The organism is Thermodesulfatator indicus DSM 15286, assembly GCF_000217795.1.
Taxonomy (GTDB): Bacteria; Desulfobacterota; Thermodesulfobacteria; order Thermodesulfobacteriales; family Thermodesulfatatoraceae; genus Thermodesulfatator; species Thermodesulfatator indicus.
On record NC_015681.1, the window covers coordinates 2,192,412 to 2,215,764 of the forward strand.

At 42.8% G+C, this 23,353-nt stretch carries 25 protein-coding genes; 11 read left to right on the forward strand and 14 right to left on the reverse strand.

Annotated elements, in window-relative coordinates; genetic code table 11:
* Positions 1-32 precede the first annotated feature (32 nt).
* From THEIN_RS10785 to THEIN_RS10795, 3 genes are read right to left on the reverse strand one after another with little or no spacing between them, the layout of a single operon-like run.
* Positions 33-569 carry a class I SAM-dependent methyltransferase gene (locus tag THEIN_RS10785; RefSeq protein WP_013908700.1) on the reverse strand — a complete coding sequence of 179 codons (537 nt, stop codon included), beginning with the start codon at positions 567-569 and terminating at the stop codon, positions 33-35.
* Positions 566-1,267, reverse strand: a complete 702-nt coding sequence (locus tag THEIN_RS10790; RefSeq protein ID WP_013908701.1) for a segregation and condensation protein A — start codon at positions 1,265-1,267, stop codon at positions 566-568. Before THEIN_RS10790 ends, THEIN_RS10785 begins: the two co-directional genes overlap by 4 nt.
* Positions 1,268-1,306: 39 nt before the next feature.
* Positions 1,307-1,903: a hypothetical protein gene (locus THEIN_RS10795; protein WP_013908702.1), complete on the reverse strand. Its 597-nt coding sequence runs from the start codon at positions 1,901-1,903 to the stop codon at positions 1,307-1,309.
* Positions 1,904-2,158: 255 nt separating this feature from the next.
* Here THEIN_RS10795 and tsaA point away from each other — a divergent pair, with 255 nt between their 5' ends.
* The 4 genes from tsaA to THEIN_RS10815 are packed head-to-tail and all read left to right on the forward strand — an operon-like array spanning position 2,159 to position 4,270.
* Positions 2,159-2,578 (forward strand): tRNA (N6-threonylcarbamoyladenosine(37)-N6)-methyltransferase TrmO, encoded by a 420-nt coding sequence (gene tsaA / locus THEIN_RS10800; RefSeq protein WP_013908703.1) that lies wholly within the window; start codon positions 2,159-2,161, stop codon positions 2,576-2,578.
* Positions 2,578-3,045, forward strand: coding sequence for a 23S rRNA (pseudouridine(1915)-N(3))-methyltransferase RlmH (locus THEIN_RS10805; RefSeq protein ID WP_013908704.1), 468 nt, complete (start codon positions 2,578-2,580; stop codon positions 3,043-3,045). The genes tsaA and THEIN_RS10805 overlap by 1 nt, the downstream gene beginning before the upstream one ends.
* Positions 3,042-3,908, forward strand: coding sequence for a glycosyltransferase family 2 protein (locus tag THEIN_RS10810; RefSeq protein ID WP_013908705.1), 867 nt, complete (start codon positions 3,042-3,044; stop codon positions 3,906-3,908). Before THEIN_RS10805 ends, THEIN_RS10810 begins: the two co-directional genes overlap by 4 nt.
* Before the next feature lie 17 nt (positions 3,909-3,925).
* Positions 3,926-4,270, forward strand: coding sequence for a PilZ domain-containing protein (locus THEIN_RS10815; RefSeq protein WP_013908706.1), 345 nt, complete (start codon positions 3,926-3,928; stop codon positions 4,268-4,270).
* On the opposite strand, the gene metG is transcribed toward THEIN_RS10815, so the two are convergent.
* From metG to THEIN_RS10860, 9 genes are all read right to left on the reverse strand, one after another.
* Positions 4,267-6,174, reverse strand: coding sequence for a methionine--tRNA ligase (gene metG / locus THEIN_RS10820; RefSeq protein ID WP_013908707.1), 1,908 nt, complete (start codon positions 6,172-6,174; stop codon positions 4,267-4,269). The two genes, THEIN_RS10815 and metG, sit on opposite strands and share 4 nt — an antisense overlap.
* Positions 6,175-6,177: 3 nt before the next feature.
* Positions 6,178-7,098, reverse strand: a complete 921-nt coding sequence (locus THEIN_RS10825; RefSeq protein WP_013908708.1) for a PSP1 domain-containing protein — start codon at positions 7,096-7,098, stop codon at positions 6,178-6,180.
* Between the two features lie 480 nt (positions 7,099-7,578).
* The gene (locus THEIN_RS10830) at positions 7,579-8,220 is read right to left on the reverse strand and encodes a phosphoribosylanthranilate isomerase (protein WP_013908710.1); all 642 of its coding nucleotides are present in this window, start codon (positions 8,218-8,220) and stop codon (positions 7,579-7,581) included.
* Between the two features lie 4 nt (positions 8,221-8,224).
* On the reverse strand, positions 8,225-9,712 hold the full coding sequence (locus THEIN_RS10835; protein WP_013908711.1) for a GspE/PulE family protein: 1,488 nt from the start codon (positions 9,710-9,712) through the stop codon (positions 8,225-8,227).
* A gap of 2 nt (positions 9,713-9,714) precedes the next feature.
* Positions 9,715-10,137 (reverse strand): type II secretion system major pseudopilin GspG, encoded by a 423-nt coding sequence (gene gspG / locus THEIN_RS10840; RefSeq protein ID WP_013908712.1) that lies wholly within the window; start codon positions 10,135-10,137, stop codon positions 9,715-9,717.
* 8 nt (positions 10,138-10,145) lie between these two features.
* Positions 10,146-11,345 carry a type II secretion system F family protein gene (locus tag THEIN_RS10845; protein WP_013908713.1) on the reverse strand — a complete coding sequence of 400 codons (1,200 nt, stop codon included), beginning with the start codon at positions 11,343-11,345 and terminating at the stop codon, positions 10,146-10,148.
* A gap of 1 nt (position 11,346) precedes the next feature.
* A complete protein-coding gene (locus tag THEIN_RS10850; RefSeq protein WP_013908714.1) occupies positions 11,347-12,513 on the reverse strand; it encodes a PilN domain-containing protein in 1,167 nt (388 codons plus the stop codon).
* Between the two features lie 18 nt (positions 12,514-12,531).
* Positions 12,532-13,098 (reverse strand): hypothetical protein, encoded by a 567-nt coding sequence (locus THEIN_RS10855; protein WP_013908715.1) that lies wholly within the window; start codon positions 13,096-13,098, stop codon positions 12,532-12,534.
* Between the two features lie 2 nt (positions 13,099-13,100).
* Positions 13,101-13,661, reverse strand: coding sequence for a hypothetical protein (locus THEIN_RS10860; RefSeq protein ID WP_041434731.1), 561 nt, complete (start codon positions 13,659-13,661; stop codon positions 13,101-13,103).
* On the opposite strand from THEIN_RS10860, the gene THEIN_RS10865 reads away from it, so the two are divergent.
* From THEIN_RS10865 to THEIN_RS10885, 5 genes are all read left to right on the forward strand, one after another.
* Complete coding sequence (locus THEIN_RS10865; RefSeq protein ID WP_013908717.1) at positions 13,641-14,063, forward strand: PulJ/GspJ family protein; 423 nt, start codon at positions 13,641-13,643, stop codon at positions 14,061-14,063. The genes THEIN_RS10860 and THEIN_RS10865 overlap by 21 nt on opposite strands.
* Entirely contained in the window at positions 14,063-14,518 is a 456-nt protein-coding gene (locus THEIN_RS10870; protein ID WP_013908718.1) for a prepilin-type N-terminal cleavage/methylation domain-containing protein, read from the forward strand. The genes THEIN_RS10865 and THEIN_RS10870 overlap by 1 nt, the downstream gene beginning before the upstream one ends.
* Positions 14,519-14,555: 37 nt before the next feature.
* Positions 14,556-15,248, forward strand: coding sequence for a type II secretion system minor pseudopilin (locus THEIN_RS10875; protein ID WP_013908719.1), 693 nt, complete (start codon positions 14,556-14,558; stop codon positions 15,246-15,248).
* Between the two features lie 155 nt (positions 15,249-15,403).
* A complete protein-coding gene (gspD, locus tag THEIN_RS10880) occupies positions 15,404-17,374 on the forward strand; it encodes a type II secretion system secretin GspD (RefSeq protein WP_041434733.1) in 1,971 nt (656 codons plus the stop codon).
* Positions 17,375-17,412: 38 nt separating this feature from the next.
* On the forward strand, positions 17,413-17,982 hold the full coding sequence (locus tag THEIN_RS10885; RefSeq protein ID WP_013908721.1) for a prepilin-type N-terminal cleavage/methylation domain-containing protein: 570 nt from the start codon (positions 17,413-17,415) through the stop codon (positions 17,980-17,982).
* Between the two features lie 145 nt (positions 17,983-18,127).
* On the opposite strand, the gene THEIN_RS10890 is transcribed toward THEIN_RS10885, so the two are convergent.
* Positions 18,128-19,465: a conjugal transfer protein TraF gene (locus THEIN_RS10890; RefSeq protein ID WP_013908722.1), complete on the reverse strand. Its 1,338-nt coding sequence runs from the start codon at positions 19,463-19,465 to the stop codon at positions 18,128-18,130.
* An 882-nt stretch (positions 19,466-20,347) separates the two neighbouring features.
* Between THEIN_RS10890 and serS the strand changes: the two genes are divergently transcribed.
* Together serS and THEIN_RS10900 are read left to right on the forward strand one after the other, a co-directional pair.
* Positions 20,348-21,628 (forward strand): serine--tRNA ligase, encoded by a 1,281-nt coding sequence (gene serS / locus THEIN_RS10895; protein ID WP_013908723.1) that lies wholly within the window; start codon positions 20,348-20,350, stop codon positions 21,626-21,628.
* A 3-nt stretch (positions 21,629-21,631) separates the two neighbouring features.
* Positions 21,632-22,564 (forward strand): calcium/sodium antiporter, encoded by a 933-nt coding sequence (locus THEIN_RS10900; protein WP_013908724.1) that lies wholly within the window; start codon positions 21,632-21,634, stop codon positions 22,562-22,564.
* Here the strand turns inward: THEIN_RS10900 and lgt are convergent.
* Positions 22,555-23,352: a prolipoprotein diacylglyceryl transferase gene (gene lgt / locus THEIN_RS10905; RefSeq protein ID WP_013908725.1), complete on the reverse strand. Its 798-nt coding sequence runs from the start codon at positions 23,350-23,352 to the stop codon at positions 22,555-22,557. The two genes, THEIN_RS10900 and lgt, sit on opposite strands and share 10 nt — an antisense overlap.
* Between the last annotated feature and the right edge of the window lies 1 nt (position 23,353).

Below are 23,353 nucleotides of genomic sequence, written 5' to 3' on the forward strand. Positions count from 1 at the left end.
AAAGAGTTAGCAAATCTTTACCAAAGAACAACCTAAACCCTATAAAAATAAATGGGGTCTTCCACCTTTAAAACTTTATATGGATTAAAACCTGGCAGAGGGAAATTAGCGCTTATGATAATGGTTCCTGGTTTGGCCTCTTTTCGCAATTTGGGAGCTAGATCAAGTAGTAAGTCGGGAAAAAGATAAAAAAAGATGACATCATAAGTTGAAAGGTCAGCTTTAAAAAAATTTTTACGATAGACTTTAACCGGTGCTCCATTTAAACGATTTTTAAGACAAGCCAAAAAATATGCCCAGGGATTTATTTCATAACCCTCGCCAGCAATGCCAAAACGCTGATAAACCGCTCTTAAAAAACGGCCGTCTCCACAACCCAGATCCACCAGACGAAAGTTTGCCTGTCCCTCGAGTTCGTCAAGAATAGCTTTGATTTTGGCCCTGGATGTGGAAACAAAAAGGGCGCCTTTGGTTCGCCTTATCACGGAAATAGTCCCCAGGGCATAACACAGCTTTAAAAAGGCCAGGGGAAGAAGAACGGCTAAAATACCCAGAAGCAAAAATTTCATCTTTTTATGACTTCTACTTCAGCTAGAGGTTCAGATTGAATAAGGATAATAGCCCCTCTTTGGGCTAACTCAAGTAGAGCCAGAAAGATGGTGATGGCTTCTTCACGGTCTGTCGCCTTTTCAAAAAATTCTTTGAGGCGAATCCGGGGATAACTCGTAAGAACTTGCTCAATCTCAGCCATCTTTTCCTGAATCAGGTATCTCGCTCGTGTTACTTCGAGAGGAGTGGGAGGTTTTCGCCCTAGAGCCTCTTTTAACGCTGAAAGTAGTTCAAAAAGGGAAACAGAGACTTCATCATGAGGCGCTACCTCTTGAGATGGGGGAACAAAGATGTCTCTTCCAAGGATAGGCCTTTCCCAGAGTATTTCGGCAGCCTTTTGGTATTTGGCAAGCGCAAGCAACGGTTCTACGATTTCCTGCCGCGGGTCTTCAAGGGCGTTTTCTTCGCTATGTTCTTCTGCCGGCCTTGGTAAAAGCATCTGGCTTTTTATGTAAAGCAAGGTAGCCGCCATGAGTAAATATTCTCCCGCAATGTCTAAATCAAGGGCCTTCATCATCTCCAGATAAGCAAGATACTGTTCAGTGATAAGGGAAATGGGAAGGTCAAATATATCAAGCTTGTTTTTACGAACAAGATGTAAAAGTAAATCTAAGGGACCTTCAAAAACAGGTACTTTGACAATGCATTCTTCAGGCATAAAAAAGCAAAAGGGCCCGTTATGGGCCCAATTAATTTTTTAGAATCTAATCTTTGCTCCCACTAAAAGGCAGCTCTCGTCCCAGCTAGGGTCTCCTGGCTTATCTATGTTTACATCATAAATATCGTAGCGAACCCCAACAGAGGCCATGGGGTTAACCTTATAAAAAGCACCTATGCTCCAGCTGAAAATCCGTTCGGTATCAGCAAAACTTAAAATAGGGGGAGCGTAAAAAAGAGAGGTTTCAATTTCTACAGGGAGTTTAGAGGTAGTGTGTTCCAAGTTAACTACCCCGACAAAAAGAAAGCCTATTCCAAACACATCGTAGCTCAAATTAGGCTTAACTTTTCCAGCCGTAGCCTGAAAACCAAGGCCTAAGTTTATAGCTTTTGGTTGATACAAGTCTTTTACTTTTAAATTGGCACTAATGAGCCAGTTATCGCGATCATGCTTTTCACTATAAAAGAGACTTCCCCCGAGAAATACAGGATTTCCAGAATAGGTGTAAACTTCCTGTTCACCTTGAACGAGAAGGTTTGCATCACTAATAAAAAGGCCTAGCTCAGCAGCTTTAAGAGAAGATACCCATAACACCCCCAAAAGACCTACCAACATAAACAAAATTCTTTTTTTCATCTCTATCCTCCTCTGGTATTTTTTAGAGACCTTGGCAAAATGTCTTATCAAGAGACTGCCTCGCCCATACGGGCTCACAGTGACAAATTGGTAGATGGTCGATGGTAGATGGCTCTAAGTAACTTCTCACTTTTCACTTCTCACTTAACTTGCGAGGCTGCGTTAGCAGCCGAAGCAATCCCAAGCTATATTTTTGAATTTTGCCAAAGTCTCTTTTAAGATAAATAATAATTTACTTCAGGAGAAAAATTTTTCATGAAGAAAATTTCCCAAAAAAAATTTTGCTTTGAACCTATCGGCTGGGTACATACTGAGGCCAAGGAGGTACCACGTTTTTACTCTATCTCCCGTGTAAAAGGTGAACTCCATATTTTGCCCAAATATAAGGTAGGCTTAAAAGATATAAAACCAGGTGATTATCTATGGGTTCTTTTTGCCTTTCATAAAAGCCCACCTTTTGACCCTGAAAAACATATGGTTCAGGAACCCCCTCATCGGCCAGGAGAAAAACGCGGTGTCTTTAGCACCTGTTCGCCGGTAAGGCCTAATCCAATCGGCCTTTCACGAGTCAAAGTTTTAAAAGTGCGTGAAAATATAATTGAAGTTGAAGGTCTTGATATGCTTGATGGCACGCCTATCTTTGACTTAAAACCTTACAAAGAAGATAAACATTAATGCGCTGGCCAAATACTTTAAAAATAGTCATACCCGGAAAGTTAAAGTTTCCGTTCATAAAAGACGGGGTTTGTTTTTACGAAATGCGGCTCAAAAATTATGTAAGTTTTTCTTTAGAAGAACGGAAAGTCGCTAAGGCTAAAGATCCCGAAATTATGAAACAAAACGAAGGAAAGGCCTTACTAAGGGGCCAGGAAAAAGCCTTTATCATTGCCCTTGATGAAAGAGGGAAAGAATTTACCTCTAAGGAATGGGCAGAGTATCTGGAAGATTTACTTCAACGGGAAAAAGAAATTTCTTTTTTAATAGGCGGGGCCTACGGGCTTTCTCAGGAAGTTTTAAACGAGGCCCATCTGAAACTTTCTCTTTCTAGGTTTACCTTAGGCCACGAAATTGCCGTTTTGGTACTTTGTGAACAGCTTTACAGAGCTTTCACTATTATTGCTGGTGAGCCCTATCACAAATGAAACCGCTGGTTTCAGTTATAATCCCCACTTACAACCGGGAAAAATTTTTAAAAGAGGCCATTGAATCAGTTCTAGCTCAAACCTTTCGGAGTTTTGAACTAATTGTGGTAGATGACGCCTCAACAGATAAAACGCCATATCTGGTTTCCCGTTATCCCTTACGCTATGTCCGCAAAGTCAAAAGGCAAGGAGTTTCAGCGGCCAGAAACACCGGAATAAGGCTGGCTCAGGGAGAATTTATAGCCTTTCTTGATAGCGACGACCTCTGGCTTCCGGAAAAACTGGCTGAGCAGATAGCTTTCTTTGAAAGAAGGCCAGAGGCTGTAGCCGTTCAGACTGAAGAAATCTGGATAAGACGTGGGAAAAGGGTAAACCCCCGTAAAAGACACGAGAAGCCTTCAGGCTACTTTTTCGACCGGGCGCTAGAGCTATGCCTCATAAGCCCTTCAGGGGTAATGCTTAAGCGAAAAGTCTTCCGCGAAATAGGTCTTTTTGACGAAAGCTTTCTTGCTTGTGAAGACTACGAATTATGGCTTAGACTTTTGACTCGCTATCCGGTTTTCCTTATAGAAAAGCCCCTGGTAATTAAAAGAGGCGGACACGAAGATCAGCTTTCTGCTACTCCTGGGCTTGATTATTTTCGCCTAAAAGCCCTGGCCAAGATTTACCGAGACCCTCTTTTAACTCCGGCCATGCGGCTCCTGGTTATAAAAGAGGCCAAGCGCAAGGGTAATATTTATCTAAAGGGGGCTTTAAAGCGGGGAAAACTTTACCAGGCCTTTGAAGTAGAACAAATTTTTAAAAAGATGATGAAAAATCCTGGTCTTCCTTCAATTTTGGCTTTAAGTCGTCCTAAAAATTAACCGATAAATAGAAAGACATGCTAGACAAACGTGTTTTTGAACGCTTTGAACTCAAATGCTCCTGCCACTTTGTGGTGGAAGACAGCTATCAAGTGCTCGACGCCCGCATTGAAGACATAAGCCTGGGAGGCTTTCGTATTTCCACCTTTACCAGCTTAAGCCCAGGAATGAGGATAAAGTTTTCTCTTGAAACCGATCCTCCTATTAAAGGGCGCGCCAAAGTGGTATGGGTGCGCAAAGATGGCGAAAAATATTACGCCGGCCTTGAAATAGTAGAACTAAAAGAAAAATTCCGTAAACCTTTTAGAGAAATAATAGAAGAGCTTACCCTCAATAACCTCCCTGGAAGTTATTTCCGCTAACTTATTTTAGCCCCAGGAGATACGTCCTTTTCTGGCACCAGTAAAGTAAGCCCTTTTTCGTCTTTAGCCGCAAGAATCATGCCCTGAGAGACAATTCCCTTAATTTTGGCTGGCTTTAAGTTGGCCAGAAGCATCACTTTTTTGCCAATTAGTTCTTCTGGAGCATAGTATTCAGCCATACCCGCTATAACCGTGCGCTCTTCAGGGCACCTGACTTTTAGTTTCAAAAGCCGATCGGTATTAGGGACCCTTTCTGCCTCAATCACTTCCGCAATGCGCAAGTCAAGCTTCTTAAATTCCTCAAAAGATATTTGTTCTTCCTGTGGCAACTTTTCCTCCTTCTTAGCTTCTTTTTTCTCTTCTGGTTCTTTTTTCGCAGGTTCTTTTTCTTCAAGGCGTGGGAAAAGGGCCTTTCCTCTGGTGGTCTTTGTACCAGGGGTTAAAACACCAAATTTTGAAAGATATTCTTTTTGGAGATAGGCGTTAGGCTCAAGGCCAAGTTTCTGTAAAATTTTTTCAGAAGACTCAGGCATTACCGGCCAAAGGGCCGTAGCCACTACTCTTAACACCTCAAGCAAGTGATAAATAACCGTGGCCGTGCGTTCTTTTTTCCCCTCTTTCACAAGAGCCCACGGCGCCTGATGATCAACGTAGCGGTTAGCCTCTCTGATCAAATCCCAGAGACTGGCAAGCCCCCGGTGAAATTGAAAGGCCTCCATTGAAGAAATATAGGCAGAGACTTTTTCTTCACACAAAGCCCAGAGTTCTTCGTCAGAAGTTTCCCGGCCAAAGGTTTCAGGAATTTCTCCCCCGAAATATTTTTTCACCATGGTAAGGGTTCTAAACACCAGGTTTCCAAGGTCATTAGCCAGGTCAGCGTTGATCCGTGTCCTTAAAGCCTCTTCGCTAAAGTTGGCGTCGAGGCCAAAGGCCATCTCTCTCATCAAAAAGTAGCGCACTTGGTCAACCCCGTATTTGGCTGCCAGCTCTTTGGGGCGTACGATATTGCCCAGCGACTTTGACATCTTGGTCTCGTCAACATTCCAGTAACCGTGAACATGAAGGCTCCTGTAAGGTTCAACACCCAAGGCCTTAAGCATAATAGGCCAGTAAACGGCATGCGGTTTTAATATGTCTTTGGCAATCACATGATGAGCCGGCCAGTACTTTTGCCAGGTAGAATTTTCTGGGAAACCAATACCAGTAAGATAATTAATCAAAGCGTCAAACCAAACGTAAGTTACGAAATCTTTGTCAAAAGGTAACTCTATGCCCCAAGTAAGCCGCGTTTTAGGACGGGAAATACAAAGGTCTTCAAGTTCTTCTTTCAGGAAAGAAAGGATTTCGTTGCGATAACGCTCAGGGGTAATAAAGTCGGGATTTTTTTTGATGTAGTCTATGAGCCAGTCCTGATATTTAGAAAGCTTAAAAAAGTAATTGGCTTCTTTTAAAGGGGTGGGCGGCTTTTTATGATCCGGGCAAAGGCCGTTGGCAAGCTCTTTTTCGGTCAAAAAGCGCTCGCAACCAAAACAGTATAGACCTTCGTATTCGGCAAAGTAAATATCACCCTGGTCGTAAATCTTTTGCAAGACGTACTGGACCACTTTTACGTGATCGGGATCCGTGGTGCGAATAAATCTTGAGTAAGAGATATTCAAAAGTTTCCAGGCATCTTTGAAGAGGGCACTTATTTTATCAACGTATTCTTTTGGGCTAAGCCCCTGTTTTTGAGCGGCCTGGACGATTTTGTCTCCATGTTCGTCGGTTCCGGTTAGAAAAAAGACATCTTCTCCGAGGAGCCTTCTAAGTCTAGCCGCTACATCAGCCACAATGGTGGTATAGGCGTGCCCCAAATGTGGTTCAGCGTTTACATAGTAAATGGGAGTAGTTATGTAAAAGGCCATATCTCAAAACTCCTTTCGAAAATCTTCTACGGAAATTTCTACTTCTTCGCCCTCACTGGTTTCAATGGTTACTGATTCCCTGAAAATGTTATAGCGCACCACTCGGCCCTCAATCTCTTCAAGGGAGACTTTCTTGCCTATCTTGGGAAGGCTTGCTGAAAGTTCTGCATAAACATTGTGTTCAAAAAGAAGACAGCAGAGAAGCCTTCCGCAAATACCAGAAATTTTAACAGGATCAAGGGGAAGGCTCTGTTCTTTGGCAATTTTAATGGAAACCGGGTCAAACTTTTTAAGAAAAGTGGCACAGCATATTTCGCGTCCGCAACAGCCAATGCCTCCCACCATACCGGCCTCGTGGCGCACGCCTATCTGGCGCATTTCAATTCTTGTGCGAAGGGCTCGCACCAGGTCTTTGACTAATTGTCTGAAATCTATGCGACCGTCAGCGGTGTAGTAAAAGATGACTTTACTTCGATCAAAAAGCCTTTCCACCCGGACAAGCTTCATTTCAAGGCCTTGTTCTTCAGCTAATTGTTCACATATGCTCCAGGCCTTCTCCTCAAAAGCTAGATTTTCGCGGTATCTTTCTATTTCTTTTGCGCTGGCAAGCCTTTTCACTTTGGGAAGGACAGATAACATTTCAGGAGAAATAGGAACCCGAACCGGCAAAGAAACTACTCTGGCCACTTCTTTTTGTTCCGGAAACTCTACCAAAACAAAATCTCCAGGCCTTAAATTGAGCCCCTGAGTCACTGCATGAAAACCGGCATAATCATCTCTTAGAACCAACTCAATTATCAGAGGTTCTTTGGATTCTTTTTTTATTTTTTTATGTTGTTTGTCGTTATGCTGCTTTCCACCAAGATTTTTAGGTTTTTTCCTGTTTTTTTTATCTTTACGCTTTTTAGCGTTTTCTTTGGCCATATATTTTCACCTGTTTGGATAACAAATTTTTGGAAATTTTACTTCCTTTTCAGAATAAAACTAGGGAACAAAACATTATTAAAAAGCTATTAAAGAATTACAAGTTTTTTGAGACCTTTGCAAAATGTTTATTTAAAAGACTGCTTCGCCCATACCGGCTCGCAGTGACCGTATAGTAGATGGCAGATAGCAGATAGCTGATGGTAAATAATTCTCACTTCTCACTTACTTATACACGCGAGGATACCAGAAGTGCCGACGAAGTGGCCCAACCGGGTCATTACGAGGAGGCACGAAGTGCCGACGAAGTAATCTCAGGGACTGTTTTGCCTGTCCCGAGCGCCAGCGAAGGGATCTCACTACGGCTCCTCGCAGTGACAGCCGGAGAGAGTCATTGCGAGCGAAGCGAAGCAATCCTTGTCCCGAGCGTTAGCGAAGGGATCTCTGTCGCGAGGCGACTTAGTCGCCGTGGCGATCAATCTATACTTTTTGAATTTTGCAAAGGTTTTCTTTTAATTTTTTGAATAGTTCTTTCAAAAGGAAAGGATGCTTTAAGCCAGGAGCCATTTCCACCCCTGAACTCAAATCAATGGCGTAAGGCGAGACTTCTCTTATGGCTTTTAAAACATTTTCGGGATTAAGACCTCCCGCCAAAATTAACGGAAGACCGAACTCTTTGGCTTTAATCGCCAAGCGCCAGTCAAAAATTTTGCCTGTCCCTCCCGGCTCTCCTTTAACGTAAGTATCAAGAAGAATGGCTGAAACTTTTCCCTGATAGGCAGAAATTTGTTTAAGGTCTTTTTCCTCTCTTACCCTGAAGGCCTTTATCACTTTCGGGAAAAACTTTTCACAAATTGATGGTGATTCGTTTCCGTGGAGTTGTACAAAATCAAGCCCTACAAAATTGGCTATTTCTTTTATTGTTTTGGGCTCTTCATTTACAAAAACGCCCACAGTGTGAACAAAAGGAGGCAAATTTTGGCGTATTTCCCTGGCTTTTAAAGGAGTAATATAGCGAGGGCTTTTGGGATAAAAGATAAAACCTATAGCACTTGCCCCCAGATAAGCAGCAAGTTCAGCGTCCTCACTCCTTGTTATTCCGCAAATTTTTACTCGTATCATGCGGCTACGTTCCTGCTACCCTCAAGACTTCTTCCAGAGAAGTAACTCCCTTGGCCACTTTTCTTAAGCCATTTTCTAAAAGAGAAAGATAACTTCGTTCCTTCGCCCAGTTTTTTAATTCTTCTTCTGAGCTGCGGTTTAATATCAGACGGCGTAAGGCCTCATCTACCGGGTAGATTTCGTAAATGGCTGTCCTTCCTAAAAAGCCAGTGCCAGCACAGTGAGGGCAGCCCACGGCCTTGCGATAACGAATTTTTTCAGGTGGAGTGGGAAGTCTTTTAAGTAAAGTCAAAAACTCTTGAGGAGGTGAAACTTCTTCAGCGCACTTGTCACAAAGGACTCTTACTAAGCGCTGGGCCATTAAACCCACCGCAGAAGCAGCGATTAGATAAGGCTCAACCCCCATATCTGCCAAGCGCACCGCCGCTCCTAAGGCATCTCGGGTATGGAGGGTTGAAAATACAAGGTGGCCGGTAAGGGCAGCCTGAATGGCAATTTCAGCGGTCTCTAGGTCACGGATTTCGCCTACCAGGATAATATCAGGGTCGTGCCGTAAAATAGACCTCAAAGCTTTGGCAAAAGTTAGGCCAATCTGGGGCTTTATCTGGATCTGGGTTACGCCAGCCAGCTGATACTCTACCGGGTCTTCAATGGTGATGATTTTGCGATCAGCTTTATTCAATATAGAAAGGGCCGCGTAAAGAGTAGTAGTTTTACCTGAACCGGTGGGGCCAGTAACTAAAATTATGCCGTTTGGCTGAGAAATTAGCTCAAGAAGCATCTTATAATGGTCTGCCTCAAGACCAAGTTTTTCAAGAGAAAGGAAGCCTTTTTGCCTTGAGAGAAGACGCAATACCACGCTTTCTCCGGTAACCGCAGGCATGGTGGAAACCCTGATATCTAAGTCTTCTCCTCCCACTCTAAAACGAATGCGGCCATCTTGAGGTAACCTGTGTTCCGCAATGTTAAGGCCGGCCATAAGTTTTAGGCGGGAGATGACCGGAGCAGCCAGTTTTTTGGGATGAGTGGCTATCTCGTGAAGAAGCCCGTCAATACGATAACGAATTCTTAGGGCCTTGCGTTCAGTCTCAAAGTGAATGTCTGTGGCCCGCATTTCTACCGCTTCACGTATAACCCGGTTAACTAGTCTTACCACCGGGGCCTCAGAAGCTAGGTCTTTCAAGAGTTCAAGATCTTCCGGTTCTTCTTCCTCTACTTCTTCGGCAGTTTCTGGCGGGGCCTCGTAGAACTTCTGGATTAACTCCAGAATATAGTCTTCTTCAGCGAGAAAGACATGCGGAGGCTGGTTGTACTGGCGTTCAATAAGGTCTGCCAAAAAGATATTGGCAGGGGAAGGAATCAGTAAATAAACCTCCTCTCCTAAAAAGAAAGGAAAACCCTTTACAGCCTTTAAGAAAGCGGCCTCAATTCCTTCAAGGGGGCTTATTTCATCGGCTCTGGTTTCAAGAATAGCTTTATCAAAAGGCTCCATTGCTATTCCCAGCTGGTAATGTCAGCATCTTCTCCTTCACCGCCTGGTTTTCCGTCAGCGCCGTAGGTCCATAAATCGTAGTCTCCATGTTCTCCTGGCGAGCGATAGTGATAAGGACGTCCCCAGGGGTCAAGCGGGACTTTTCGTTTTTTGAGATATGGCCCTTGCCATTTGGCCTTGTCTTCTTCGTTAGCAGGGGGTTCTACCAAAGCTTTAAGGCCTTCTTCTGTAGTCGGGTAATGTCCCATGTCAAGACGATATTGGTCAAGGGCTGATTCCAAAAGAGCAATTTGACTTCGGGCTATCTGTGACTTGGCTTTACCCACTTTACCGATAAGCCTTGGCCCCACCAGGGCGGCAAGGAGCCCTAAAATAACTAAAACCACCAGTAATTCAAGCAAAGTAAAAGCCCTTTTTCTCTTCATGTTCCCTCCTAATATCCCAGTCTTACGTCAAAAATAGCCATCAAAATAGAAATTATCATACCCCCGAGCAAAAGCCCAAAAAAGAGTATCGTACAGGGCTCAAGAACGGTGATAAAGCGCTTTGAAGCCACTTTGACTTCTTCTTCACAAAGGTAGGCCATATCAGAAAAGGCTTGAGCCAGGTCGCCGGTTTCTTCTCCCAGCGACACAAAGTTGATTACAAAGTCAAATGAACCCGGAAAACTCTGAAAAACATGAGAAAGTTTCGCCCCTTCTCTTATTTCTTGAGCTGCTTGCCCAAAAAAATCTCTAAGCACGTAAAATCTAGGAATATTGGCCGTAAGAGCCATAGCCTTGGGCAGAGATACTCCACCTCTCACCATAACCGAAAGCCCATGAAAAATGCGGGCCATATCAGCCAAAAAAAGGAATCTCCCCAGATAAGGAACTTTTAATAGGAACACTTCGGCTCGTTTGCGATTTTCTGGGTTTTTAAGGCTTAAGCGAAAACCAATAAGCCCAAGAAGCATGAGCAACAAAAAAATCCAACCGTAGGCCTTCCAGAAGCTACCGATGGCCAGAAGAATTTGGGTTATAAGAGGTGGAGACACTCCTAGCTGGTCAAAAATAGTGCTAAAGCGAGGTAATATGTAAACCAGTACGGTTTGCACGGCTAAAAGACCAAAAACCACCAGAAAAGAAGGATAAAGCAAGGCTGATTGGAGTTCTTGTTTAAAGGAGTGTTCTTCCTTCAAATACCGGGCGAGATCTTTAAGAATAGGCGCAAGTGCTCCGCTTATCTCGCCGGCTTCAACCAGGCTAACGTAAAAATCCGGAAAAAATTTTGTATCTTTTAAGGCACTTGAAAAGCTTTCGCCCTTTTCAATCTTCTTTTTTATCTCCTGAGTCATATTGAGTAGCAGGGGTTTGCCAGTGGCTTGAAAGACTTTTATCAGGATATTTAAGGCTTTATCAAGGGGAAGGCCTGACTCGAGAAGACGTTCCAGCTGCTCGGTAAAAAGAAGTAATTCCTGATATTTAGCGCGCTCAAAAAGTTTAAATTTCCATCTACGTTGGGCGGGAGTTACTTTCACAGGCAAGAGCCCGTCGGCGCGCAAGCGCTCAAGGGCCTCATTGATATCGGCGGCCTCAAGTTCACCTTGTTTTACCAGGCCTTCGTTTGTAAAAGCTGCGTAGCGGAAACGCATTTTATTTTTCCTTTTTTATTTTCATGACGATAGAAAAAATTTCTTTCCCTGTTCTGGTGTTTTTGGTAACGGTAGATAGAAATTTGGCATCTTCAAAAAGAGGATCATCGGCAATTACCTGGAGTACCTCAAGAGCATTCTCTCCTTCGGCCCAAAGTCTTACTTCGCGGGCTTCCCTGAATTCAAGACGCCGTACCCAGGTATCTTCAGGAAGTATTTCCGTAAGCCTTCTTATAACTTCTATATAATCAACGTTTTCAGCCTGCCATTCTTTTAAAGTTGTTTCTATTGTCTTATAAGCCTCTTTGCGCTTTTCAAATTCTTCTATTTCCGCCAAAGATTTTCTCAAGGAAGAAACTTTCTTATCAGCCGCTTTAATCTGGTTTTCTAGTCCAGCAGCTTTGTAATTTAAGATATTTCCTGCGGCCAGGGTAGCTACCGGTAGTAACCACAAGATCAACATAGACAGAGATATTTTAGGCCTAGGGGTTAGCGGAAAGCCTTCAAAAGTAACCAGGTATTTTTCTGGAAGTAGAGGGAGCAAGCGAGCCCCTTCAGCAAGAATTTTTTCGCCCTCCCCTTCTACGGTAAAAATTTCTCCGTCAAAGTCTTTGAGATAAGCCTTGGCTGTTCCCGGAGAAGCTGGTAAAAATTCTTTCAAACCATTTTCATCTACCACTACTCCTTCAATACAGCTGGCCGTCTCTACGTAATAGGCTCCTTTAACCAGCTTTCGGTTTTTATGGTAAAAATAAGCAAGAAGAGCCATTCCAGCCGGTACAACTCCACATGGTATCAAACCAGAAGGAAGATTTTTTAAGGTTTTTTTGAAAAATTCTTTTTCTTGAAAGACGATATATAGTTCATTCAGTTTACGGCTAATCAGGGCACAGGAAATCTCTCCCGCAGGCCTTTTTTCAAGGAGGACGAAAATTCTTCTGGCCTCAAGGCCGGCAGCTTCTTTTAGGGCTTTTTGGTCAATGGATTTTGGAATTTTAAATAAATGGAAGTATAACAGACGATGAGAAAGGGCTACAAAAGCTCTGGCCGGCCGCCTTCCCGGATGCTTGTTATCTTCAGCCAGGTGAAATTTATCGCCATCAAAATAGGCTCCAACAGCAGCGGGCCTGAACCACTCCTGCAAAAGGGCTATCTTTTCACCTATCACTTTTACTCCCTACCCCTTCTACAACCTCTTAACACTATAAAGGGCTTCAATCTCAAGATTAACGCTCAGGATATAATCACTACGATATCGTCTGGAAATAATAGTTAAACGAGAAATGTGAAGCGCCTTATTAGATTTTGAGAGCTTATCTAAAAAATTTAATAAACCTTTTATATCACCATCTAGTATCAAAAGAAGTTTTACTTTTTGTATCTGATCGGTAAGATTTTCTCGTTTAATAATTCTAAAGCTTCTTAAACTTAGCTCAGGAATTGCATCTATTTCTTTTTCAAGTTCAGAAACTATAATGTAAGGGTCAAGACCAATAAAAATCTTTTTCTCAAGTTTCTGGCCTTTAGAAAGTTCTTTTTTAAAATCTGACTTACTTTGAGAAAGTTTAGCCTGATATTTAACTAGCAGCTCAAGCTTTTCTTGATATAAATCTCTTTTTAGGCGGTAACTTTGCCAGGCAGGCCAGGTAACCATAAAAAATACCACCAAAGTGGCTATAACCGGAAGACCCCACCAGAAAAGGGAACTACGATTAATTTTATTTCCTGAGAATATCCGTCTTATAAAACGCATTTTTATCTCTTGGGTTTGGGAATAATCTTTTTGATCTTCTCCGTCCTTTTGGTCTCATGAGGAAGCCGATGAGGAGGTCTTGGTGGTTGCTTTTTATAAGGCGTTTGGACGTTTCTCTCCGGTCTTTTTACATGGAAAAAGGGCTTTTTACGCTCTGGAGATTCTTTTAAACTCAAAGTAATATCCTCGCAACGCCCGCCAAGTATAACCTCACCAGGGAGCACCTTAAGCACCTGGCAGTTACCCAGGGTTTCTCCCTGACCTACCACCACTCTCCTGGTATTTGTTTCAAGGCCGAGTTCTCTTTTGGCCGCTGGTAACACTTCTATGACGGCTAATCGTTCGTTTTCCTTTATCAAAGTGCCTCTAAGTATAAGATATTTGGTTAAGAAGTCTTTCTTTACATCTTTTGGCTTCTGATTAGTTATATAGGGAACATACTGTCTTGAAGGTGAAAAGATATTTTTTGTTACAATATCGTCAAAATTAGCGGCTACTAAAGAGCTCGTAAGCCCCAAAAAAGTTGCTAAAATAACTAAATTATGAAAAATAAACTTCCTCATGGATTTACCCTTCTAGAGGTATTGGTAGCCTTTATAGTGGCTACTATTTCTGTCACCTGGTTTCTTTATGTTCTTTCACATAACTACAGTAGCACTACTAGACTATTTGAACGCTTAAAGTTATTTGACTCTACCACACTTTTTAGAAAACATCTCCTAGCTGAAATTACCAAAAATTCTTTTTCTTCTGAAGAGATTGAGAACCTCTCAGAAGACAAGGAAAGTTTATCCTCGTATATAATTCCTCCTCAAGATATCGTCTTAAAAATTAAAGTTAAAGAAAAAGCCGCTCGTATAAACTCTTTAGAAACAAATATCGATGAATGGCAGATTATTCTAAAATCTGAAAAAAATAAAACCCATCTCTTCTGGCAATTTTACCAGAGGCAAAGAGAAAACTGATGAGAAAAGGTGTTACGCTTTTGGAATTACTGGTGGTCTTGTTTCTGATAAGCCTTCTCGCCGGGCTTATTTTTCCCCGGGTAGCAGCCTTAATTCCTAAAGAAAACACCTTTTTAGTAGAAGCAGCCAATTTTATTGAAGGGGCGCGGGCCCTGGCTTTAGCCAAGCATCAAACCATAATCCTTGCATTTGACCCTAAAAAGCGCCTCATAACCCTTAAAGCTCTTTCAGGTGAGACTGAAAAGCTCCTCCCTAAAAAGCTCAAGGTTCCAGAAGAAATTGAAATAAAAGAAAGGGGATTAATACCTCTTCCTCAGGGCAAATGGGGTATCATCTTCTGGTCAAACGGGGCCTCTAGCGGTGGCGAAGTAGAAATAATAAATCGCTTGCGCAATAAACGACTTATCTGTCGTCTTGCGCGCAGTCAATTCCTGGTGGAGGTGCGCCCTGAATAATCACGGCTATATCCTGGCTTTAACGCTGGTGCTGGTAATGGCCCTGGCCTTTATGGTTGGTTTCTTATTCTGGCAAGGCAGAGGCTCTCAGGCCCTGATCCAGTCAGCCATAATAGATTCTCAGCTCAAGCTTAAACGCGTTTCTTTGCTCAATATCCTCTGGGAAAAGGGCCTATTAGAAATGAAAGAAAATAACTTCTTCCCGGATAAAATTGAGCTAGAAATAGATTCTTCTCCGCCGGTAAAAGCCACACTTTCGGTAAGCCCAGAAGACTCTCGTCTCAACTTAAACAAGGCCGAAGAAGATGAACTCTATAATTTTTTTGTAAAACATGACATTTCACCAGAAGACGCCCGGGTGATGGTTGATTCTCTTCTTGACTGGCGCGATAAAGATGACTTCCATCGCTTAAATGGGGCGGAAAAAGATTATTATTTACCTTTTGGTTATAGACCCAGAAACGGTCCTTTAAAGGATTTTTCTGAGGTAGCTCTTATAAAGGGCTTTGGGCCTTATAAATTCTGGATAAACCCCGGAATTTACCGCTGGGTAACTATCTATACAGATACTAAAGATGTACCTCAAGCAGAGAGCTTATGGAAACTTGAGGAAAATAAAATTTATCGGCTGGAATTATCTTGGGAGCAAGGTAAAAAGATTTATCGCTATCTGGAAATATTCCGTTATAAAAGGGGAAAGAGAGAAAAACTCTTTGCCTTTGAGTGGTAAGTCAGGTAGGGATTAAAACGCTAGATGGAGGTTATATGTTTACTTCGCAGTATACTAGCCAGAGAATTTACAAATTTATTTTTATAAGCTTCGCATTTTTTTTATTAATACTGGCAGGGTGTCAACCCAAGCAACCACCTGTAACAAGTGTGTCTATGTTCCCCGAAAAGCCTCTGGAAAAAACCAACCCACCCTCCTCTCCGCCTGTAACAGAAAAAAAACAAGATAAAGTAGCACCAGTAGTTGAAGAAAAAAATGTAAAAGCCAAAATTCCTCCGGCTTTTGTTCTCCTTCAGGAGCAAAAACCGAAAAAAACAAAAATTCTAAAAACCCCTACCATAAAAAAAACTGAAGACGGGAAAATTGAACTGGCCCTTGACCTTGAGGGCGCAGATCTCCTGGACTTCCTTGACTTACTTTTTAAAGAAACCCTGAAAGTAAACTATATCGTATCTCCCCAGGCCAGGGCCAAAATCACCGCTCATATTCACGGGTCTTTTTCAAAAACGGAAATCATAAAAATCGTAAGCCAGATACTGGAAATGCAAGGGCTCACCTTAGTGTCCTCTCCTGATTTTTACAGGATAGTTCCGGCCTCAGGGCTGGCAAGCATTTCAGGAAACATTTCCTTTGCGGTATTAAAGCCTAGGTATCTGACAATTAATGAAATAACAAATCTGGTAAAGTCTCTCTTAACACCTAATGCCAGAATACTCACTAGCAAAGAACAAAACACTCTCATCCTGATAGACAATCCGGACAATCTCGCTAAGGTCAGTCGGCTGGTTAGCCTCCTTGACGAAGATGTGCTGGCTGGAATGAATCTTGCCCTTTATCGCCCTAAAGCCCTTGAAGCGGAAACCCTTGGTAATTATTTAAAGGCCATTTTTCAGGCCGGACCGTTAAAGAATTTTCGTTATTCCTCTTTTATAGATTTTATACCCCTTAAGGAAATAAACGCCCTTTTGATTATCAGCAAAGAGAAAGAAACCCTTGATCGAGTATATCAATGGATAAAAGAACTTGACCAGGGAGAAAACGCCAGCCAGGAGGTATTTATCTACCAGGTGGAAAATGGAGACGCCGAAGAAATCGCCCAGATTCTTCAAGATACCTTTGCTAAGACTACTCAAAAAACTTCTACCAGAAAAACCATCATAAAAGCAAAAAAAACAGCCATTTCTCCGGAACTTGCCGGAGAAATACGCATCATACCTGACAAAACCAACAACCTGCTAGTTATAAAAGCTACTCGCCAGGATTATCTCACCATCAAACGCCTGCTAGAAAAAATAGACGTTCTGCCCAGGCAGGTGGTCATTGAAATGCTCATTATGGAAATAACCTTGAATAGGGCCCTGGAACATGGAGTAGAGTGGTTTTTGAAAAATCGTACCACTTACAAAGGTGATACATACGAATTGGGAAGCAAATTTTCTAAATCAACTACACCTTCAAATGTTTTCGAAGATATAAATCAGATAACTTTGTCTGGACTAACGTTATCTATTTATAAAGCAGCTGATTTGGGAGCACTGTTTAATATTCTTCAATCTGTTTCCCAAATAAACATTCTTTCCAATCCGGTAATTCTTGCCACCGACAACAAAGAGGCACGCATTCAAATAGGGCAGGAGGTTCCCATTATCACCCAGCAAATAACCAATACCTCGGCCACAGAACCAAACATAACCTCTACTGTTCAGTATCGGGATACAGGTATCATCTTAGATGTTAAACCGCATATAAATTCAAGTGGTCTCGTAAAACTTGATATCGTTCAGGAAATAAGCTCTGCTCAAAAAAATTATCTTGGGCTTGAAAACACCCCTTTAATCAGCAAACGCAAGATAGAAACTTCTCTGGTAGTCAAAAACAACCAGACAGTTATCCTGGGAGGCCTTATAGACAATCGGCAAGAACTGGCCGAAACAGGTATCCCGATATTGAAAGATCTTCCTTTTCTTGGGCATTTATTTAAATGGCAGAAAAAGACTAGAGACCGTACTGAACTCTTGATTGCCATAACTCCCAGAGTGGTCAGAAATTACCAAGAAGCCGAAACCGTTATGTATCAATTCAAACAAAAGATAGAAGATCTTAAGAAAAGGATGGAGAAAAGGTAGTGGTTGAGTGGTTGAGTTGTTGAGTGGTGAGTGGGTAGGTGAGGGAAAAAAAGGCTTTTACTTTACTTGAACTTTTGATAACCATTTTTCTGGGAACACTTTTGCTGCTCTTGCTTTATCAGGTATTTGGCAAGGTAGCTCAGGATTTTCTTCGTTTCAGAGAAGGCCATCATATATCTCTTTTTATAAAAGTTAGCGAAGGGCTCCGTCGTCAGCTTGAAGCCCTTGACTCAGGGAAGGTAAACATAGGCGGGATGTCTGGGAGCCTATTTTACTGGCGAAATGGATATTTCGCCTTTGTAACCCGTTTTGGCCCAGCCGGAAGGACTATAGCCATTTACAAAAATACCAAAGACGGCCTGATTTACGCAGAGTTACTTTATACCGGTCAAAGACTTTCTCCAAATCTTTTTGATGAAGCCAAAAAGATGCCTTATCCCCCCATTTATTTTATCCCGGGGATAAAAATAGCCCTTTTAAAACTTAAAGAAGACAAAACTTTTAAAGAACTTTCATCCTGGCGAGGAGTTCCCTCCTGTAAAAACCGCCTGGTGATAAAAATCTCTGGCGGTTTTCATCAAAGGCTCATACCCATCTGCCCGGATTAAAATTTAGTCAATTTAAACTCCTACATTTAGTTTAATGGAAAAGAATCTTGCTAATAGAGCGAAGCTATCTCTTCCACAGGTCTAAGGGTTCTTTAAGGTCTATCCTCAAAGCATCTAGATTCCCGCTTAAGCGGGAATCTAGGGATTAAAACCATTTGGATACCAGTGATAGCTGGATTCGGGTGTATCTGGGGACACTTGTGCCGCTAAATTCACCACTTTTGGTAGAAACCTGGGCAGCAAGATCAAGCTGAAACCACTTGAGCCCAAAGGCCAGACCACCTGTCAAAATAAGGCCTTCGTCACTTTCAGCTATGTTTTGCATGGCGCCAGCCCTTACATTTAGCCAGCTAAACGGGTGGAAATTAACACCTCCGCCCACATATTGGGCCTTATAGTCCGGAATAAAAGTATCGTTTTGGGTAAGGTCAGCATCCAGGGCAAAAGTAAAAGCCGAAAAGTCATAAGCAAGTCCCAGACGGAACTGAGGATCAACCTTATAGGTATCACCGGTAGCGGTATCAAATTCGGGAGTATTTAAGTTCTTACCTACCAAACCGATAGAAAGCCCCTTCACAAACCTTGGCTGATAAAGTATTCCTAAATCGACTCCCCAGGAGGTGTCTCTCTTATCGGCATCTTTAAGTTCACTACTTATGTCGCCTGATTCGGTGTCTACTTTTATTTGGCCGTCAAAAGTCACACCGGGCATGAGCTTTACCGCTCCTCCAAGGTAAACATCGCCTAATTGTGTCTTGATGTGATGGGCATAAGCTACTGGAATTTCAAAATAAGCCAGGCCGGTTAGCTTAAGGTAGGTGAGACCATTATCAATGGCATATTCAAGTGAGCTAGCCTGATATTGCTGTAAATCAGATAAAGAAAGTTGGTTTTGCTCTTCGTCATATTTAACATATATAGGTTGAGTAGTACCATTTACCGTTACTTCAGCTTTAACAATAATATCTAGGTGATCAGGATCAATTACCGCGTGAGCGGTACCTTCAGAAAGGCCAAAGACTCCAAAGCCAAAATTACCTATCTGCACTCCAGCCGAAGCAGTAGGCATCAACTGTAAGCCATTTTTGGTACCAATAGCTCTAAGTTCGCTGGTGATAGTTTTGAATTTATCTTGAAGTTCAGGGCTTAACCCAGTTCCTATTACCGCTAGCCCATTATCTTCTATATATTGAATAGCCTCATCAATAGTACTCTCTATTCCCACGTCAGCCAGTTTGTCTATATGGTCCACCAGATTGACTTCTCTAATCCCGACTCCTGCGGAAATAGAGATCTGGGTACCATAACGATGAATACCTAAAAGGGCAGGATTATAATAGGTAGCAAAACTTCCCCTGGCTGAAGCTACTCCGGCACCGCCCATAGAAAGCGGCTCAAAACCAATGGGCTGAAATTCCATACCCCAGGCAAGACACGGCCAGACCAACATTAAAAATACCAGAATTTTTACTTTTTTAAACATTTTTCCCCCCTCTGTAGTGTTTAAAAATCTTTTCGGAAGATTTTAGATAAACTTTAAATTTAAAAATAAATAAAAAAGAGACCTTTGCAAAATATCTTAATCAAGAGACTGCTTCGCCCATAAGGGCTCGCAGTGACACCGGGAGAGAGTCATTGCGAGGCTGCGTCCCGCAGCCGAAGCAATCCCTGTCGCGAAGCGCTAAGTGCTGTGGCGATCAATCTATATTTTCCTGATTTTTTGCAAAGATCTCTAAAAAAATTGGTTTTTTGATATTCAGAAAAATTTTGTTTTTGCAAATAAAAAAAATATTTATGATACCGATAATAGTTTATCTAAGCTCCGTTTTAGACTTTTTTAAAAGATTTTTCATAAAATTTTGGCCAATTAATGGGTTATATTAATCTGAGCGTTTTTTCATACGCCAAAGCGCCATCGAAAGGCGACGTAGTCACCGCGGCGAGGTAGCCATTTTTCTGTCAATGCGAGAAGCCGTAGTGAGATCCCTTCGCTGGCGCTCAGTAAAGGCGAAGCAGTCCCTGAGATTACTTCGTCGGCACTTCGTGCCTCCTCGTAATGACCCGGTTGGGCCACTTCGTCGGCACTTCTGGTATCCTCGCGTGTATAAGTAAGTGAGAAGTGAGAATTATTTACCATTAGCTATCAGCCATCTGCCATCTACTATACGGTCACTGCGAGCGGAGCGAAGCAGTCTCTTAAAAGATGTTTTGCAAAGGTCTCACTGCGAAAGAGCACTCTCAGTGCTTTGGCGGGCAAGACAATTCGTTTACGCGAGAATCTTGGGGAAGTTTTTTGTTGACTTGGTCTTTTCATAAGGGCAAAGTTTGGTAGAAATCTGTTAGGCCTAATAAAGGGAGGGTTTTTATGCTTGATATTCGTCTTATTAGAGAAAAGCCCGAATTCGTAAAAGAACGCCTGGCCTTAAGAGGTGGTGAGTACCCTATAGAAGAGATACTTGAGATTGATAAACGTAGGCGCGAGCTCATTCAAGAAGTGGAAAGCCTGCGTCATGCCCGCAAAGTAGCCTCTGAAGAAATAGGCGCCCTTAAAAGGCAAGGGAAAGATGCCTCAGCTAAAATGCAGGAGGTAAAAGAGCTCGGCGAAAAGCTTAAAGCCCTTGAAGCGGAACTCCGAGAAGTAGAAGCCCGTTTAAAAGCTCTGTTATTAGAGATACCCAATTTACCGCACGAGTCTGTTCCTCCAGGGGAAGACGAAAACGATAACCAAGTCGTCAAACGCTGGGGGGATCTCCCCTCTTTTGACTTTACCCCCAAGCCTCATTGGGAAATCGGAGAAGCCCTTGGTATTTTTGATTTTGCAAGAGCAGCCAAGATTACCGGGAGCCGTTTTGTGGTCTATCGGGGAGCTGGGGCCCGTTTGGAACGAGCCCTGATAAGCTTCATGCTTGACTTACACACCCGCGAACACCATTACCGTGAAGTGTTACCGCCCTTTATCGTCAACGAAGCTTCTATGATCGGCACCGGGCAACTACCCAAATTTAAAGAAGACCTTTTTAAATTAGAAGGCTGGAATTACTACTTGATTCCCACTGCGGAAGTCCCTGTTACTAATCTGCATCGCGATGAGATACTTGCCGAAGAAGACTTACCTCTTTATTACGTAGCCTATACTCCGTGTTTCAGGGCAGAAGCTGGCTCGCACGGCCGTGACGTAAAAGGCATTATCCGTCAGCACCAATTCAATAAAGTCGAATTAGTTAAGTTCGCCCACCCTGAAACTTCTTACGACGAACTGGAAAGCTTAACCCTTGATGCCGAAGAAGTCCTCCAAAAACTTGGCCTTCCTTATAGAGTGGTAATCCTTTGCACAGGGGACCTTGGCTTTGCCGCCGCTAAAACATACGATATAGAAGTTTGGTCTCCTGGCCAGGATAGATTCGTAGAAATTTCTTCCTGCAGTAATTTTGAAGACTATCAGGCTAGAAGGGCCAATATCCGCTTCCGTCCCAAAGAAGGCAAAAAACCTCAGCTTGTCCACACCTTAAACGGCTCAGGGCTTGCTGTTGGCCGCACCCTTATGGCCATCATTGAGAACTATCAGCAAAAAGATGGCTCGGTAGTTGTCCCTGAGGTGTTAAGGCCTTATCTTGGTGGCCAGGAAGTTATTGAACCCGAAAAGTAAGCAATGATAAAAGATTTAGGCCTCTTAGCAGCCGGTGTAGTGTTGCTTTACGCCGGAGGAGAAATAATGGTGCAAAGCGCCACCCGGCTGGCGCTTCTTCTCGGCATTTCCCCTTTAGTTATAGGGCTTACGCTGGTGGCCTTTGGCACTTCAGCCCCAGAGCTTGCCGCTACCCTGGTGGCTAGCTTCAAAGGCTTAGGTGATGTGGCTTTCGGAAATATCATTGGTTCAAACATCGCCAATATTGGACTGGTACTAGGCCTGGTAGCCCTGGTTAGCCCCCTAAAAACTACTTTTCGTTTCGTCACCCAGGAAATGCCTTTTATGCTTTTTGTTAGCGGCCTTCTTTTCGTTCTTGGCCGCGATGGATATTTGGGCCGTCTAGACGGCTTTATATTCTTATCTTTACTGGGACTTTTCCTCTTTTTTCTTTTTAAAAGGGACAAGACAATTGAAAGCCTGGCTGATAATGAACACAAAAATTCAAGATCTAAAATTTTTCTTTATGCCGTTGGCATTTTTGCCGGCATTGGTCTTTTATCTTTCGGGGCCAATGTTTTAGTAGAAGGAGCGGTAAACATTGCCAGGCACCTGGGGATTTCAGAAAGGGTTATTGGACTCACCATGGTAGCGGTAGGCACAAGCCTCCCTGAGTTAGTATCAACACTTGTAGCGGCTTATCGACGGGCTGGAGATATAATCCTAGGGAATATTATCGGCTCAAACATCATGAACATTTTAGCCATTTTAGGCTTAACCCCGGTAATTAAGCCTTTTTCTTTTTCCAAAGAGGGGGTAACCATTGATTTAAGCATTATGATTTTCTTTTCCCTCATGGCCTGGGCCATGCTTGCCCATAAAAAAACGGTTGGTCGTTTAAAGGGGGCAATTCTTTTAGGGGCTTATATCCTTTATGTGCTTTATCTTTATAAATAAGGCTTACAGGGCTTTTCTCCCTTTCTTTTAATCCAGAAAAGTAAAAGCCCTGCTATGACCATGAGCAAGCAAAATTGTTGACCCCTGGTCATCCAACCAAAAAGAAGGGGGACTCCCACATCGGGCTCTCGAAAAAATTCTATAAAAAAGCGGATAACCCCATAGGCTACTAAAAAAGTAGCAAATTTAAAACCACAGGGCCACTCCTTTTTGCGCAAAAACCACATAATCATAAAAAGAAAAAGCCCCTCGCCCAGGGCCTCGTAAAGCTGAGAAGGATGCCGAGGAATAGGCCCACCTTTAGGAAAAACCATAGCCCAGGGGACATCTGTAGGGCGACCGTAAAGCTCTCCGTTTATGAAATTACCAAGCCTCCCTAGACCTAAACCAATGGGAGCCGGCACTACAAAAAGGTCTGCCCAAAACCAGAAATTAAGTTGGTGTTTACGGGCGTAAATCAAGCCAGTGATAAGGACTCCTAAAAGCCCACCGTGAAAAGACATACCTCCATGCCAGATGGCAAATACCTCGAGTGGATGTTTCCAGTAATAGCCCGGAAAATAGAAAAGCACATGCCCTAAACGTGCGCCTATGATAAGCCCCAAGGCCCCCCAGAAAATGATATTATCAAGATGAGGTTCAAGGTCTCTATAGCCCTTTTCACGAAGCTGATAACGCACCAAAAAATAAGCCGCTAAAAAACCAAGGAGATACATCAAGCCGTACCAGCGAGGGGCCAGTGGACCAATCCGAAAAATAACCGGACTAATTTCAGGATAAGGAATCATA